This is a genomic window from Brevibacillus aydinogluensis (genome assembly GCF_961514395.1).
In the GTDB taxonomy this organism is placed as follows: domain Bacteria; phylum Bacillota; class Bacilli; order Brevibacillales; family Brevibacillaceae; genus Brevibacillus; species Brevibacillus aydinogluensis.
Window position 1 is genome coordinate 1,143,269 of record NZ_OY569118.1, and the last position, 15,487, is coordinate 1,158,755.

17 protein-coding genes are annotated in these 15,487 nt (G+C 58.1%); 12 read left to right on the top strand and 5 right to left on the bottom strand.

The window, feature by feature from the left end; all coding sequences use genetic code 11:
* Positions 1–44: 44 nt before the first annotated feature.
* Complete coding sequence (locus Q7F15_RS05530) at positions 45–746, bottom strand: hypothetical protein (protein WP_171567120.1); 702 nt, start codon at positions 744–746, stop codon at positions 45–47.
* A 61-nt stretch (positions 747–807) separates the two neighbouring features.
* Positions 808–4,254 carry a pyruvate carboxylase gene (locus tag Q7F15_RS05535; protein WP_171567119.1) on the bottom strand — a complete coding sequence of 1,149 codons (3,447 nt, stop codon included), beginning with the start codon at positions 4,252–4,254 and terminating at the stop codon, positions 808–810.
* A 180-nt stretch (positions 4,255–4,434) separates the two neighbouring features.
* Between Q7F15_RS05535 and Q7F15_RS05540 the strand changes: the two genes are divergently transcribed.
* The 3 genes from Q7F15_RS05540 (at position 4,435) to tpx (ending at position 6,061) form a co-directional block, all read left to right on the top strand.
* Entirely contained in the window at positions 4,435–4,869 is a 435-nt protein-coding gene (locus tag Q7F15_RS05540) for a gamma-glutamylcyclotransferase family protein (RefSeq protein WP_230077252.1), read from the top strand.
* Positions 4,870–4,917: 48 nt separating this feature from the next.
* Positions 4,918–5,451 (top strand): hypothetical protein, encoded by a 534-nt coding sequence (locus Q7F15_RS05545; protein ID WP_212132757.1) that lies wholly within the window; start codon positions 4,918–4,920, stop codon positions 5,449–5,451.
* A gap of 88 nt (positions 5,452–5,539) precedes the next feature.
* A complete protein-coding gene (gene tpx, locus Q7F15_RS05550; RefSeq protein ID WP_171567116.1) occupies positions 5,540–6,061 on the top strand; it encodes a thiol peroxidase in 522 nt (173 codons plus the stop codon).
* Positions 6,062–6,475: 414 nt separating this feature from the next.
* Here tpx and Q7F15_RS05555 read toward each other — a convergent pair whose 3' ends face one another.
* On the bottom strand, positions 6,476–6,988 hold the full coding sequence (locus tag Q7F15_RS05555) for a DUF2269 family protein (RefSeq protein ID WP_171567115.1): 513 nt from the start codon (positions 6,986–6,988) through the stop codon (positions 6,476–6,478).
* A gap of 350 nt (positions 6,989–7,338) precedes the next feature.
* On the opposite strand from Q7F15_RS05555, the gene Q7F15_RS05560 reads away from it, so the two are divergent.
* From Q7F15_RS05560 to Q7F15_RS05590, 7 genes are all read left to right on the top strand, one after another.
* Positions 7,339–8,244 carry an RluA family pseudouridine synthase gene (locus Q7F15_RS05560; protein WP_230077251.1) on the top strand — a complete coding sequence of 302 codons (906 nt, stop codon included), beginning with the start codon at positions 7,339–7,341 and terminating at the stop codon, positions 8,242–8,244.
* 416 nt (positions 8,245–8,660) lie between these two features.
* On the top strand, positions 8,661–9,590 hold the full coding sequence (locus tag Q7F15_RS05565; protein ID WP_212132755.1) for a fumarylacetoacetate hydrolase family protein: 930 nt from the start codon (positions 8,661–8,663) through the stop codon (positions 9,588–9,590).
* 34 nt (positions 9,591–9,624) lie between these two features.
* Positions 9,625–10,785: a homogentisate 1,2-dioxygenase gene (locus Q7F15_RS05570; protein ID WP_171567110.1), complete on the top strand. Its 1,161-nt coding sequence runs from the start codon at positions 9,625–9,627 to the stop codon at positions 10,783–10,785.
* Between the two features lie 18 nt (positions 10,786–10,803).
* Positions 10,804–11,427 carry a flavin reductase family protein gene (locus Q7F15_RS05575; RefSeq protein ID WP_171567107.1) on the top strand — a complete coding sequence of 208 codons (624 nt, stop codon included), beginning with the start codon at positions 10,804–10,806 and terminating at the stop codon, positions 11,425–11,427.
* 99 nt (positions 11,428–11,526) lie between these two features.
* Entirely contained in the window at positions 11,527–11,958 is a 432-nt protein-coding gene (locus Q7F15_RS05580) for a DUF2935 domain-containing protein (RefSeq protein ID WP_171567105.1), read from the top strand.
* Between the two features lie 177 nt (positions 11,959–12,135).
* Entirely contained in the window at positions 12,136–12,486 is a 351-nt protein-coding gene (locus Q7F15_RS05585; protein WP_171567103.1) for a PspC domain-containing protein, read from the top strand.
* 75 nt (positions 12,487–12,561) lie between these two features.
* Positions 12,562–12,732 (top strand): hypothetical protein, encoded by a 171-nt coding sequence (locus Q7F15_RS05590; protein WP_171567101.1) that lies wholly within the window; start codon positions 12,562–12,564, stop codon positions 12,730–12,732.
* 97 nt (positions 12,733–12,829) lie between these two features.
* Here the strand turns inward: Q7F15_RS05590 and map are convergent, their stop codons facing one another.
* Positions 12,830–13,576 (bottom strand): type I methionyl aminopeptidase, encoded by a 747-nt coding sequence (gene map, locus Q7F15_RS05595; protein WP_171567099.1) that lies wholly within the window; start codon positions 13,574–13,576, stop codon positions 12,830–12,832.
* A gap of 120 nt (positions 13,577–13,696) precedes the next feature.
* Here map and nadE point away from each other — a divergent pair, with 120 nt between their 5' ends.
* Complete coding sequence (nadE, locus tag Q7F15_RS05600; protein ID WP_171567096.1) at positions 13,697–14,449, top strand: NAD(+) synthase; 753 nt, start codon at positions 13,697–13,699, stop codon at positions 14,447–14,449.
* A gap of 142 nt (positions 14,450–14,591) precedes the next feature.
* Entirely contained in the window at positions 14,592–14,813 is a 222-nt protein-coding gene (locus Q7F15_RS05605) for a hypothetical protein (protein ID WP_171567095.1), read from the top strand.
* A 143-nt stretch (positions 14,814–14,956) separates the two neighbouring features.
* Here the strand turns inward: Q7F15_RS05605 and Q7F15_RS05610 are convergent, their stop codons facing one another.
* Complete coding sequence (locus Q7F15_RS05610) at positions 14,957–15,442, bottom strand: DUF2062 domain-containing protein (protein WP_171567093.1); 486 nt, start codon at positions 15,440–15,442, stop codon at positions 14,957–14,959.
* Positions 15,443–15,487: the final 45 nt, after the last annotated feature.

Below are 15,487 nucleotides of genomic sequence, written 5' to 3' on the forward strand. Positions count from 1 at the left end.
CGTAATTCTTATATATGCTGTAAGTCCGTCCTGCTGTGACGCCATCACCACAATTGATTAACGAACAGGCCGGTGCTGGCCGCGTGCCGGAAAAACAGGTTCGGCAGCAAGGACGATTCGTACGCATTGACACCCGTTGGTGTCCGGGTGCGGCGTACATAGCCCCCCGAAGGAGCGGCCTGCAGGCGATCCGCCACCTGCCGAAACGACTGTGTCAAGTCCTGCATCGCTTGTTCAAAGCCGGCGTAATCCTGGGCGACTCCCTGGCGGAAAGCGGCGTCGTCCACAGCCAGGCTGCCGTCCTGCTGCAGCCGGATGCCGTATTTGGGCAGTACGCTTTGTGCGGCCCGGGTAATGCGAAAGAAGGTATCGTCCGGACCGGGTGCAAACGAATCGGGACGCTCCCGCCAAAAGCGCTGCAGCCGATTGTATCGATCCGTCAGTTGACGCGTCCGACGCAGCAGCTCGTCCACGTCTGGTGCGGCACCGTCTGTATTGCCAAGACTCCTTTGACGGGATGGGGCAAACTGCCGTGCCGCCAGTTCCAGTTCCGTTGAGTACCGGTAGAAGCGGGACAAAACATTGGCCACCTCCACCGTCCACTGCCGCTGTTTGGCGAAAAACGGGTGCAGACTGTAGCCGCGAATGGGCTCGACGGGGGCGCTCAGCTTGGCCTGGGCCATGTGGGCGCGGTAGCTGTCCACCCTGTACCGGTACGGCACTTGGCTGATCGCAGCCGGTCTCATGACGATCTCCTCCCTTCAGCGTCGGATTGTTTCTCCTTCCATTATAAAACGATTTGCCGCATTATTCCATTTCCACGAGCAGATCGCCCGTCTCAATGGCGTCGCCTGCCTTGACGTAAACCGCTTTGATCTTGCCGTCAATCGGCGCCTGAATGGTGGTCTCCATCTTCATCGCTTCGCTGACCAGCAAATGTTCGCCCTTGCGCACTTTGTCGCCTTCCGCCACCAGCACCTTCAACACCTTGCCCGGCATGGAGGCGCCGAGATGGGCAGGATTTTGCGGGTCGGCCTTGCGGCGGGTCTGTTCCGCAACCTGGGCGGACTGGTCGTGGATGAAGATTTCCCGCGGCTGTCCGTTCAACTCAAAGTAGATAATGCGCCGCCCGTCCGGATGCAGATCGCCGACCGCGACCAGCTTGATGATCAAGGTCTTGCCGCGCTCGATCGTGATCGCTGTCTCTTCGCCCGGACGCAGCCCGTAGAAGAAGGTGGCGGTGTCCAGAACGGACAGGTCGCCGTACTCTTTGACGCTCTGGTCGTACTGCAGGAAGACCTGCGGATACATGATGTACGCCAGCACATCCAGCTCGCTCGGCTCCCGGCCGATTTTTTCCTCCAGTTCGGCCGCTACCTTGGCAAAGTCGACAGGGGGGAGCAGTTCGCCCGGCCGTGCCGTGAAGGCGTCCCGCCCTTTCAGCACCAGTTCCTGCAGCTTTTTCGGGAAACCGCCCGGCGGCTGTCCGAGATAGCCCTGGAAGAACTGGATGACGGAGTCGGGAAAGTCGAGCCGCTGTCCCTTTTCCCAGATGTTTTCTTCGGTCAGGCCGTTTTGCACCATGAACAGCGCCATGTCGCCCACCACTTTGGAGGAGGGGGTGACCTTGACGATGTCGCCGAACATCTGGTTCACCGTGGCGTACATCTGTTTGACCTCGTCCCACCGTCCCTCGAGGCCGACCGCCTTGGCCTGCTGCTCCAGATTGGTGTACTGGCCGCCTGGCATTTCGTGCACATACACTTCCGTATTGCTCGCCTTCATGCCGCTCTCAAAGCCCTGGTACAGCGGCCGGACGTCTTCCCAGTAGTCGGACAGCTTGTTAAACGCTTCGAGTGAGAGGCCCGTTTGCCGCTCCGTATGGTCGAGGGCAGCGACCAGCGCGTTGAGGCTGGGCTGGGAGGTAAGCCCCGACATGGAGCTGACGCAGGCGTCGACGATGTCTACGCCCGCTTCGATAGCCTTCAGCAGCATTGCCACGCCGTTGCCGGACGTATCGTGGGTGTGCAGGTGGATCGGGATGCCGATCTCCTGTTTCAGGGCGCGGACCAGTTCGTAGGCGGCATATGGCTTCAACAGGCCGGCCATGTCCTTGATCGCCAGGATGTGCGCCCCCGCCTTTTCCAACTGCTTGGCCAGGTCGACGTAATAGCGCAAGGTGTACTTGGTTCGGCTGGGGTCCAGAATGTCGCCGGTGTAGCAGATGGCCGCTTCCGCCACTTTGCCGCTTTCGCGCACGGCGTCGATGGCCGTCTGCATGCCCGGCAGCCAGTTCAGGCTGTCAAAGATGCGGAAGACGTCGATGCCGTTTTCCGCCGAGGCCTTGACGAACGCCTGGATGACGTTGTCCGGGTAGTTGGTGTAGCCGACGGCGTTGGCTCCGCGCAGGAGCATCTGGAACAAGATGTTGGGGATGCGCTCGCGCAGGATCTGCAGCCGCTCCCAGGGAGATTCCCGCAAAAAGCGCATCGATGTGTCAAACGTCGCACCGCCCCACATTTCCAGCGAGAACAGGCCGGCGCCCAGCTTGCCGGTCGCTTCCGCCACTGCCGCCAGATCGTAGGTGCGCACGCGGGTGGCAAACAGCGACTGGTGGGCGTCACGGAAGGTGGTGTCGGTAATCAGCACCCGATTCTGTTCACGAATCCAGCGAATCAGCCCGTCCACGCCTTCGCGGTCCAGAATCTGTTTGGTGCCGTCCGGGTACGGCTGGGCAAACGAGGTCCGGGGGATGCGCGGCGTGTCAAAGTGCGGTTTTTTCTCCTGCTTTGGCAGGCCCGGGTACCCGTTGACAATCGTGTTGCCGATGTAGGTAAGCAGCTTGGTGCCGCGGTCTTGGCGGCCCGGGAAGATGAACAGTTCCGGTTTGGTGTCGATGAACGAGGTGTCGTATTGGCCGCTCAAGAAATCGGGATGCGTGACGACGTTCTCCAAAAAGGGCAGATTGGTTTTTACCCCGCGAATGCGGAATTCGCGCAGCGTGCGCAGCATTTTGCGGGCGGCCTGGTCAAAGGTGGTCGCGTAGGTGGAAATTTTCACCAACAGCGAGTCGTAGTAGGGCGTAATGATCGCGCCGGGGTAGCCATTGCCGCCGTCCAACCGCACGCCGAAGCCGCCGCCGGAGCGCCAGGCCAAAAGCCGTCCCGCATCGGGCAGGAAGTTGTTTTCCGGGTCTTCCGTGGTGACGCGGCACTGGATGGCGTAGCCGCTCATCTGCACCGCCTCCTGCGACGGGATGCCGATTTCCGGATCGGACAGCGCGTGCCCTTCGGCGATGCGGATCTGCGCCTGCACGATGTCAATGCCGGTGATCAGTTCGGTAATCGTGTGCTCCACTTGAATGCGTGGATTTACTTCAATAAAGTAAAACTGGCGATCCGGCGTCAACAGAAACTCGACAGTGCCGGCGTTGCTGTAGCCAGCTTGTCTCATCAGCTTCAGCGCGGCCTGACAGATGGCCTCGCGCAGTTCGTCATCCAGCGCCAGGCTGGGGGCCACTTCCACGACCTTTTGGTGGCGGCGCTGCACCGAGCAGTCCCGTTCGTACAGGTGCACGATGTTGCCGTGTGAATCGCCAAGGATCTGCACCTCGATGTGTTTCGGCTTTTCCAGATAGCGCTCCAGATACACCTTGGCGTTGCCAAACGACGAGCGGGCTTCGGAGCGGGCCCGATCGAGCGCTTCCTGCAGCTCGTCCTGGCTGCGCACGATGCGCATGCCCCGGCCGCCGCCTCCCGACACGCCCTTGATGATGATCGGGTAGCCGTGCTCTTTGGCAAACAGCAACGCATCCTGCATCGTCTCGATCGGTTCCGGCGTCCCCGGTATCACCGGGATGCCTGCGTTGATCGCCATTCGGCGTGCCTCCACCTTGTCGCCGAACGCCTCAATCAGCTCGGGCGACGGGCCGATGAAAATGATCCCTTCCTGCTCGCAGCGGCGGGCAAATTCGGCGTTTTCAGCGAGAAAACCGTAGCCCGGGTGAATGGCGTCGACGTCGTTGCGTTTGGCGATCTCAATAATGCTGTCGATGTCCAGGTAGGCTTCGATCGGGCCTTTGCCGGCCCCCACCAGATAGGACTCGTCCGCTTTGAAGCGGTGAATGGAGACGTTGTCCTGTTCCGAGTAGATGGCGATGGTGCGAATCCCCAGCTCGGTAGCGGCGCGGAAAATGCGAATGGCGATTTCCCCGCGGTTGGCGACCAACAGCCGGTTGATCTTGCGCTTGTGCATGGTGCTCTCCCCCTTCTTCTCTCGCAGTCGTGAGCGAAAATTATATATAGTGTAAATATACAAAAATGCGCGAGAGGAAACATCAGTTTTTTTTACCATTCCGGGAGTGAGAGGAGACATTTCCTGAATGTAAGCCGTTGTGTCATCGGCAAATATTCGTAAATGACAGGAGGAAACCAGATGAATCCACATCGATTGCCCGTTTTCGTCTACGGTTCGCTGCTGCCAGGGTTTCGCAACTGGGAGCTGTACGTCAAACCGTATCCCCACCAGGCACTGCCGGCGGAAGTAAAAGGGCAGCTCTACCATTTGCCCACCGGGTATCCCGGTCTGCTGAGAGAAGGGGAGGGAACGGTTAAGGGAGGCGTGCTCCTGTTTTCGCCGGACGTGTACGACGAAGCGCTGCGCGGTCTGGACGAACTGGAGACGTATTTTGGACCGGGCGACCCGCGCAACGAATACGAGCGCGAAATCATGACGGCGCGGCTGGTGACAACGGGGGAAGAACAGCGCGTCTACGTGTATCGCTTCGTGGACGAAGCCTTTGCGAGACAGACCGGCATCTTCCTGGCCGACGGCGATTGGGAGGCCTTCATGCGCCGCAAGAGAGAATAGGGGTGTGCCTTTTTGCCCAGAATGGTAGGGAAAGGAGGGAGCCCTGCCATGGAATTGTTGCATGCCGCGCCCGCCGACATCTGGCGGCTGTTGATTCCAGCGGCCAACTGGATGTATGTTGACGACATCCCGGAGGACGAACTGATCTTTCACTACCGCGATCACATCTACTTCGTCAACAGCGACGGTTCCGTTCTCGCCCTGCCCAAGCCCGCCTGTTTTGAGCGGATGGACGCAAGCGAGTGTTTGCAGCTTTTGGCCACCTCGGACGAGACGATCGACTTTGACGACAACGGAGAGTTTGACTACGGTTTTGTCTTGAAACAGATGGGCTATGTCGTGCCGACCCGCCGCTCACGGGAGAAGGCCACCTACCGGATCGAGATTGTCAATACGATCCTGCCCCAGTCGATGAGCACGCAGTACGAATTGAAACGGGTGAGCTTCGAGTTTGCCCTTTTTCACGCGCTGATGCGCTGCCACGAACTGAACATGAGGAGCAACTGGGAGTACGAACACGAAGTAAAACGCATTGACAAAGTGGATCAGCGAACGGAGAAACACGTCCGCTTCCAGGTGTAAAATTCTACTGTTTGCATAGTGAAAAAGGTAGAAAAATAGAGTATGATAAGTTAGGTACATATGAATCTCTGGTGAGGAGGAAATGTTCATGACTGCTACGATCGAACGCCAAGGCGTGGTCACGTTCAAAGGCAACCCGGTCACCCTGCTGGGCCCGGAAATCAAAGTGGGTGACACCGCTCCCGATTTTACCGTGCTGGCCAACAACCTGACGCCGGTAACTCTGGCTGATTCCAAAGGCACTGTACGTATCATTTCTGTCGTTCCGTCTCTGGACACGGGCGTGTGCGACGCGCAAACCCGCCGGTTTAACGAGGAAGCAGCCAAACTGGACGGCGTGACCGTCCTGACCATCTCCGTTGACCTGCCGTTTGCCCAAGCCCGCTGGTGCGGCGCCGCCGGCATCGACAAGGTGCAAACCCTGTCCGATCACCGCGATCTGTCGTTTGGTCTCGCGTACGGCGTCGTGATCAAGGAGCTTCGTCTGCTCTCCCGCGCCGTCTTCGTCGTCGATTCCAACGACAAGGTGGTATACGCCGAATACGTGCCGGCCGTGGGTGAACATCCGAACTACGAGGCGGCAATCGCGGCGGCCAAAGCAGCGAAATAACGGATGTTCTATGCAATAACCCCTTCGTCAAACGAGGGGGTTTCAGCATGTAGACAAAGTCCGTGGCGCATGGGAGATCGGGCCCGCTCGCTCTCTTGACGCCCAGCAAAGAAGTGGATGATGTCCGCTCCAAAACGCGACGCGGGCAGGGGGCAAACATCTGGGTGTTTCGGCGAAGTGAGACTTGTGCCCCCTGTTTTTCCCCGCGTCTTTCGTTTTTCCGCTGAGCAGGTCGTCAAAGGAGCTCGCTTGGCCCATCCCTCCATGCGATGTACGTTGTCTTCAGCTTCGGTTGATGAATGTGCAGGCCTTCCGGCCTGGAAAACATGAAAATTACTTCCTTGTGGACACTTACTAAATAAACAGTTTGTCTTCAGTCTGTAGCTGCCATTATTGGCAGCTTGTTTGATGGTGTCACGATTCCCTTTTCTTGATTTTTCCAAACGGCTTCATGTAGGTAACGAACGTCATCAATATCAAACAGAGAAGGTTAAACGAACCAGTTACGATCATGGAGAGCCAGGTATTTTGAAAATCTTCACGCTGGATTGCCGAAAAGCCCAATTGCTCTGCGGTTGTGAGCAGAAAAGAAAACCAATCTTGGAGAAAGAAAATGCCCAGAAGAATGGTACCAATGGTTAAGACAAACTTGATGACAACCCAGTAATGTTTGAAAAGTCCCCAGTGAGTCCATACGGACAGCATGACACCCGTGATCAATGTGGCGAGCGCCGGGTATTTTAGCATGCTTTCATCAATGACGTGCATGCTTGCCAGGGTATAATACAGCTGTGCACCATTTTCCGCATTTTTTGCATACAAGCCAAGCAAGAACATGCCCATCGTACCACCGAACCACAGAGCAACGGCAATCACGTGTATCGAAACCAATAATTGTTTTGTTCGGATACCGAGTCGTACAGCCATCCGCAGAAATTCCACCTTTCATTTCGATGATGTAATACTTTTGGTCGACATTATAATTTGTGTGAAGAAGCATTTCGTCCATCCCGGGACTGTTTTCGCCTAAGACTCCAGAAGGGGATCATCGTTTTTCCGTGTGATGGTCAGCGTACGGCTTCGATCATCCAAACAGCCGTACGCCCCTCTCACATAGGTTGACATTAAAATCTGCATTTGTATCTGCAACTCTTCCGCGGGAAATTGGCGCGGGCTCCAGTCTCCAGGTTCCAGGCTCCAGGATGGCGGCTGAACAGTGCCGTCCCTCCGTTTGTGCTATACTGACCAGGAAGGGTTTCCGACAAAGGAGAGACGACATGTTGGAAGAACTGATACGGTTTACGGCTACGGAGCGGGAAGCGGATATGACGATTCGCGATGCGCTGCAAAAACGGTTCGGGGTGTCCCGACGGCTTCTGGTCCGGGCCAAATACCAGGGAGCGATCACCCGCAACGGAACGCCTGTTTTCGTCACGGAGCGGCTGCGGCCGGGGGATGACGTGGCCATCCTGGTGCCCGCCGAAGAGGAAGAAACGGTGCAGCCGGAGCCAATGGAACTGGCCATCCGTCACGAAGACGAGGACATCCTGGTTATCGCCAAGCCTGCGGGACTCGTCGTTCATCCCACTGGCGGACACACGGGCGGAACGCTGGCCAATGGCGTGGTCGCCTACTGGCGGGAGCGGGGGGAGCGGCGCAAGTTTCGCCCCGTCAACCGGCTGGACAAGGACACGTCCGGCCTGCTGATCGTCGCCAAAAACCAATGGGCCCACGAGCAGTTCAGCCGCATGCAGAAAGAGCGGACGCTGCACCGCTGGTACCATGCGATCGTCGAAGGGATCGTGGCCGAAGAGGAAGGAACGATCGATGCCCCGATTGGCCTGCGCGACGATTCGATCATCGTGCGCGAGGTGCGGCCGGACGGCCAGCCGGCAGTCACCCATTACCGGGTGCTGGCGACAGGCGGCGGGATGAGCTGGCTGGAACTGAAGCTGGAAACGGGCCGCACGCATCAAATCCGCGTCCACATGAACCATCTCGGTCATCCGCTGGCAGGCGACGACCTGTACGGCGGCAGCCGGGCCCTCATCGGCCGTCAGGCACTTCACGCGACCAGATTGTCGTTTGTCCATCCGCGCAGCGGGCAGGCGATGGAGTGGAGCGAACCGATACCGGCAGACATGCAGGAACTGGCGGAGCGCGTTTTCGGACACCGGGACTAATCAATTCAGACGTACGGCTCCCTGACGTACACATCGGCGGGGAGCGTGCGCGTCGGCAGATAAGTGACAACATTTCGTCAATTTCCTCTGGCAATAGGAAAGCGTTTCCGTTATGATGAGGATAGAGACAGACAAGAGAAGAGCGGCAGCATGTGTCGACGGCTGGCTGTCTGCGGGGGAACGCCCGCAAGGTTTTCTTCGGTAGCGGACAGAGCCCAGCTTGCGCCTGATGCCCGTCTTGACTTGCATTGACGACAGCGGAATGCTCTGTTTTCGCATGCAGTCGGGACGGTTTGGGGGTAAGCTGGGCTTTTTGTGTGCCGTTCCCAGCCGGCATGGCTGCCGAAGCAGGAGCGCTGCGCAAAAAATGCAAAAGATCAGGGATGCGTACATGCGTATGGCGAGGAGGGATGTGCGTGAAATTGGTGTCGTACCGTCGCGGCGGCCAGGGAGATTGGCGGGCAGGCTTGTTTCGAAGCAGTTTTGTGATCGACATCGCGCAGGCGATTCCGGAGGCCCCCGCTTCCGTGCTGGCTTTGCTGGACGAGTGGGAGCGCTGGAGGGAGCGGCTGCAGCGTCTGGAGATTGAGGCGGATACGGCTTCCTGCGCGGTGCCGGCGGAGCAGGCTGTTCTGGGTCCTCCCGTGCCCCGTCCCCGCAGCTTTCGAGACTTTTACGCGTTTGAGGAGCACGTCAGGACGGCGCGCGGCCGCCGCGGGCTGGACATGATTCCGGAGTGGTATCATTTTCCCGTCTTTTACTTTTCCAACGCTGCCGCTTTTGTCGGACCGGAAGCGGCGGTGAAGCGGCCCAAGGCGGCGCACTGGCTGGACTACGAGCTGGAGGTGGCCTGCGTCATCGGCAAAGGGGGCGTGGACATTCCCGTCGAGCGGGCGGAGGAGCACATCGCCGGCTACTGCATCCTGAACGACTGGAGCGCCCGCGACGTGCAGCGGGAAGAAATGAAGGTGGGACTCGGGCCGGCAAAAGGAAAGGATTTTGCCACGTCGATGGGGCCCTGGCTGGTCACTCCTGACGAACTGGAAGACGTCCGCATTCCCGGCGAAAGCGGGAGCCGGTACGATCTCACCATGATTGCGAGGGTAAACGGCGTGGAGTACTCGCGCGGACGTTGGGCCGACATCCATTACACCTTCGCCGAGATGATCGCCCGGGCATCTGCCGATTGTCCGCTTTATCCCGGCGATGTGATCGGCTCGGGCACGGTGGGGACCGGCTGCATCCTCGAATTGGGGCCGGAACGCTGCCCGTGGCTTGAGCCGGGGGACGTAGTGGAATTAGAAGTAGAGCGTCTGGGGGTTCTGCGCAACGTCGTGGTCGAATAAAGGTTCAGCAAAAACATGAAGGGAGGAAAAACGGATGCCCTTTTACCATCGCATGGGGGAGGTGCCGAAAAAGCGGCACACCACTTTTTACAAACCGAACGGAGAGCTGTACCGCGAGCAAGTGATGGGCACGAAAGGCTTCTCCGGCATTCAGTCGATCCTGTACCACCATCATCCGCCGACGCAGGTGCGCGCGACGCGCCGTTGCGGCGAGATGAAGCCGGAGTACGTGGAGCAGGCGGATCTGCGGCACCAGCATTTCAAAACCTTTGACCTGAAGGCCGGGGGCGATCCGATTTCAGGCCGGCAGTACCTCTTGGGCAACAGTGACGTGGTGCTGGGCGTCTGCGCTCCGACCGAGCCGATGACGTATTTTTACCGCAACGCGGACGGGGACGAACTGCTGTTTGTCCACCAGGGGGAAGGGGAGCTGGAGACTATCTTCGGCACGATCTCTTATCGGCAGGGCGATTATCTGGTGATTCCGATCGGCACCACGTACCGGATCGTGCCGTCCGCTCCCAGCAGGTTTCTGGTGATCGAATCGCAAAGCGACATCGTTCCGCCCAAGCGCTACCGCAACGAGCACGGCCAGCTGCTCGAGCACTCGCCGTATTGTGAGCGGGACATCCGCGTCCCGGAGCGGCTGCAGACGCACGTGGAAGCCGGGGAATTCGAGGTGCGCGTCAAGCGGCAGTCCGTCCTGTACAGTTATCTGTTTGACTTTCATCCCTTTGACGTGGTCGGCTGGGACGGCTATCTCTACCCGTACGCCCTCAGCATTCACGACTTTGAACCGATCACGGGACGCATTCACCAGCCGCCGCCGGTGCACCAGACGTTTGCCGGAGAGAACTTCGTCGTCTGCTCCTTTGTGCCGCGGCTGTACGACTACCACCCGCAGGCGATTCCGGCGCCGTACTACCACAGCAACGTGGAGAGCGACGAGGTGCTCTATTACGTGGACGGCCAATTCATGAGCCGCAAGGGAATCTTCGAAGGCTCCCTCACCCTCCATCCGATGGGCATTCCGCACGGTCCCCATCCGGGCAAGATCGAAGAGAGCATCGGCAAAACGGAAACCAGGGAACTGGCGGTCATGCTGGACACGTTCAAGCCGCTCATGGTGACGCGCCAGGCGCTTGGCATCGAGGACCCGGACTACATGGCCAGCTGGCTCCCGCCCCAAACGTAAACAGGAAAGGGGATGCGCATGGAAATCGACATCAGTGCCATCGGGCGCCAGGACAAATACAAACTCTTGATTGGCGGGGTCGTGCCGAGGCCGATCGCCTGGGTCACGTCCCTCAGCGCAGACGGTGTGGTCAACGCCGCGCCGTTCAGTTACTTCAATGTGGCCAGCATTGAACCGATGTTGGTTTCCGTCGCGGTCATACGCAAGCCGGGCAGTGTGATGAAGGACACGGCCCGCAACATCGCAGAGACGAAGGAATTTGTCGTCAACATGGTGGACGTGTTCAACGTGGATGCGGTCAATCAGACCTCCGCCGATTACCCGCCGGAAGTGAGCGAGGTGGAAGAGCTGGGGCTGACCCAACTGCCGTCCGTCGCCGTCCGCCCGCCGCGTCTGGGCGAGTCGCGCGTCCATTTTGAGTGCCGGCTGCACCGTTTCATGACGCTGGGCGAGCCGGCTGCGTCGGACCTGATCATCGGCGAGGTGGTGCACGTCCACATCGACGATTCCCTTTACCGAGACGGCAAGATCGACATCGACACCTTCTCCCCTGTCAGCCGCCTGGCCGGCCACTGGTACGCCACGCTGGGCGAATTGTTTGAACGGCCGCGGCCGATGTATCAGCCAAAGCAGGACAGCTGATTTTTCCTGCACTCTGATTCCAGGCGGCAAAGGCACGCTCCCGCCGCTGTCACATAGACTGTGGTGGACCCTTTTACATGCAAAAAAGGAGGAGTACGCGTGCAATTTCATTACGATGAAAAGATGCCGCTCAGAATCTTGGACGAAGGTGAATTCTGGAAACTGCAGGAGAGTGAACACACCGTTGTGCTGCGTGAGCTGGTGCCCAATCTGGAAGAGGAGTTCGTCGATGCGCTCGCCGAGTGGGAGCAGGCATTTGCCCAGACGCAGGGTTTGTTTGTCCGCTACATCGAGGCGGTCATCCGTTCCTGCAACAGGGTGAGCGATCCGCTCATGCGGCAAATCAGGGAGCTGGTCACGTTTTCCATGGAACAGAGCCAGCAGTTTATCGCCCTGTTGAATCAGATGGGTTCGGACAGTCCGGCGTTTCGCAGCAATCCCACGGCGCTGGCGGTGTTGAACCACATCCGCCGTGAATCGGAATACTTTATCGGCATTACCGAAGCGCTGATGGCCAAGGCGCTGATCTAGCCCGCTGCCTACAGAAAACACGGCACCATCAGCAGATCATTCCACAGGCTTCACGGGACGGAGCGGGCCTCCGTCCCCGGACGGAGGTCAAATCCCCCTGGGGCCAGTTTTGGGCAACCTTTCTTTCGGGTATCTTGGAGGTAACATCAGAAACGGATACAGAGAGGAAGGAATGTCATGATGGAAAGACGCTTATACCGATCCAGCAGCGATAAACGACTGTTTGGCGTGTGCGGAGGCATCGCCCGATTCCTGCGAATTGACTCCACCCTTGTGCGGGTGGCAGCGGTGATTCTCACCGTGTGCACCTTCGTGCCCCTGTTGATTTACCTGCTGCTCGCGTTGATCATGCCGAAAGAGCCGGCCTGGCCGTACGGACACGACGCCTGCGATCCGTACGATCCGCTGTTTGCCGGTCGGGGATACGGATCTGATCTGGACAGTGAGATTGAGCGCCTGGAAAAACGGGCTTTGATACAAGAAGTACACCGCCTTCGCGCCGAATTGGCGAAATGGAAAGGTCTATAAGAAACCGGCAACAACTGCGTACTTCCGCATATCATGTAAGGTGGAACCTTTACATAGAATGGGGAGGGGAAAGCAGTGCATCTCGGCTTGTTCGATCTGAAGCAAAGGCTGGAACAGACCCGCAAGATATTGCGGGAAAAACAGCAAGTGAAGCGGTTGATTGAAGAGGACATCCGTGAATTGGAAAAAGACGTGCAGGAATTGGAAGCGCTTATGAACCGCTACGCGAACAGTGTGCAGCGCTAATCACCAACACCGTAAGTCAATAAAGCGGCAGCCCCCTTGCTTGGGGAGCTGCCGCTTTTCTTTGCAGACCTTGTTAACCGTACGGTCAGGTCGACTGTCACTGCTTGGTCAGAATCACGGGACCGTCGGCGGTAATGGCGATCGTGTGCTCGTACTGGGCAGACAGCTTGCCGTCACGAGTCCGGGCCGTCCAGCCGTCCTCGTCAATCTTGACGTGGTAGCTGCCTACATTCAGCATCGGCTCGATTGTAATCACCATGCCTTCTTTCAGACGGGGGCCGCGTCCAGGCGGTCCAAAGTGGGGAATGTACGGCTCTTCATGAATCCGTTGGCCGATTCCGTGACCGGTAAAGTCGCGCACGACCGAATAGCCCTGCGCCTCGGCGTAGCTTTGAATCGCGTGGGAAATGTCGCCGACGCGGTTGCCCGGGACAGCCTGCTCAATACCCAGATAGAGCGCTTTTTCCGTCACCTGCAGCAGCCGCTTTGCTTCGGGTGAGATGTTGCCCACCGCGTACGACCAGGCGGAGTCGGCCAGCCAGCCGTCCAGGTTTACCACCATGTCAATCGTCACGATGTCGCCGTCTTTCAGCGGTTCCTTGGTGGGAAACCCGTGGCAGATGACGTCGTTGACGGAAGCGCAGGTGGCGTAGGGGTAGCCCTGGTACCCTTTCTGCTCAGGCGTGGCTCCGTGTTTTGCGAGAAATTGCTCGACAAATTGGTCGATTTCCCAGGTAGTTACCCCGGGGCGAATCCGTTTGGCCAGAGCGCGGTGGCAGGCGGCGAGAATTTTGCCGGCTGCCCTCATCCGTTCGATTTCTTCCGGTGTCTTGAGGATAATCATCGGCTCTCTCCTTGTGTTCCAGTTGTTCTCGTTATTAGTGTAGACCTCTTTGCCGTTGATTGCCACCGTCATTTCCGCGTGGTAGGATGGGAAGAGACAGTGAAGATGGGGGTACGTTGCATGGACAAATTTCAAGAGCACCTGGCTCACTACCAGGCTCATGTGAAGGAAGATCTGGAAAAGCGCGTGGCCTTTATCCGTGAGCAGATTGACGGACCCGGGCTCGGCGGCGCCGTCGTGGGGATTTCCGGCGGCATTGACAGCGCAGTATCCGCTGCTCTCTGCGTACGGGCGCTGGGCAGGGAGCGGGTGATCGGCGTATGGATGCCGGCGTACTCGCAGGCCATTCATGCGGAGGATGCCCAAAAGCTGGCCGACGCGATTGGTCTGCAGTTGGTGACCGTTGACCTTGGACCGGCGTTTGACGCGATCGTCCCGGAAATCGAAAAGGTGCTTCCCCTTGACGACAAAACCAAAGGAAACACCAAGGCGCGGTTGCGCATGACGACGTTGTACGCGATTGCCAACCAAAAGGGCTATCTGGTGGTGGACACCTGCAACCGCAGCGAAATCTACATCGGCTACATGACCAAGGGCGGCGACGGATTGGCCGACATCAATCCGGTGGCCAGCCTGACCAAGCACGAAATACGCATTTTGGCGCGCGAACTGGGCGTGCCGGAGTCCATCCTGACCAAGGCGCCGTCCGCCGACCTGTGGGAAGGGCAGACGGACGAAAAGGAAATGGGCTTTTCGTACGAAGATCTGGACCGACTGCTGATCACGGGCGAGACCGATCCGGAGGCCAAAAAGCGGATAGATTACCTGCACCGCATCTCTGAGCACAAGCGGCGTCCGATGCCGGAAGTGTAGACAGGGACAGGCGAGTCACTGCGAATGACGGTGCCTTGCCGTTCGGCGGCTCGCGGAGAAACGGGGAAGACGTTGATTCTCCGCCGCGTTTGTACGATAATAGAAAGTATGCACAGATCTGTTTAGGAAAGAGGTGGAACAGATGTCGACAACCGAACTGATGCTGAAAACGACTTTGGAAGGACGCGTGTTGCGAACCCTGCAGGCTTACTTCCGCAGCCCCAACGATGTGTTGGTCCGCGAAAGCCTGTGGGCAAACGGCCTGTCTGAAGAGCAGGTAGACGTTACCATGAATCTGTTGCAGCAAAATCTGACCGTTTCCGAAATCATGGAACAGCTGCGGGAAAAAGGCTTTTTCGCGTAACCTCGTGACAAAGCGCTTCGATTGACGGCCTGTTTTCACCCGCCGGTTGCCGTGAACGTCAAAAAAAGAGACCGGGTCGACAAAACTGTCGGTACCGGTCTTGTTTTTTTATTTTGCATAGGGAGACGCGCCCGTTTTCCCGCTTACCGTGACTGCCGTTGGGCAAGTGAACGGCGGGCCCGTTTTTGCCGGTACCACTGCAGAGCGGAGTAGACGAGGAAATAGCTGCCGATTGCGACGATGAGGCCCATGATCGCGCTGCCGGTAAAATAGGCGAGTCCTTTTTGCTTCATCCAGGCGATCCAGTTTGCCCACGGCTCGTTGTTGTGCTTCATATGTTCATGCAGCGGCCGGCCGATAATGGAGTAGCCCAGTTTGTAATTTAGTACCATAAAGATTGGCAGGATCATTTTTCCGATTACAAAGCCGATCAATCCGGCGGGCAAACTGCAGCGAAACAGCTTGACCAGCGGAAACAGCAGGAGGAATGCCAAACCAAAGGTTGGCAGCGTGATGAACTCAACAAATATGCCGACGGAGAAACCTCGGGCGACAAAAGAGGGCGCCCCTTTCATCCGAATCAGCTTGTAGTACTCGTATTTCAACTTGCGGTAGATTTTTTTCCACATTCCGGCTTGTCCCTCATTTATCCTATTTCCATACTCCCACTCATT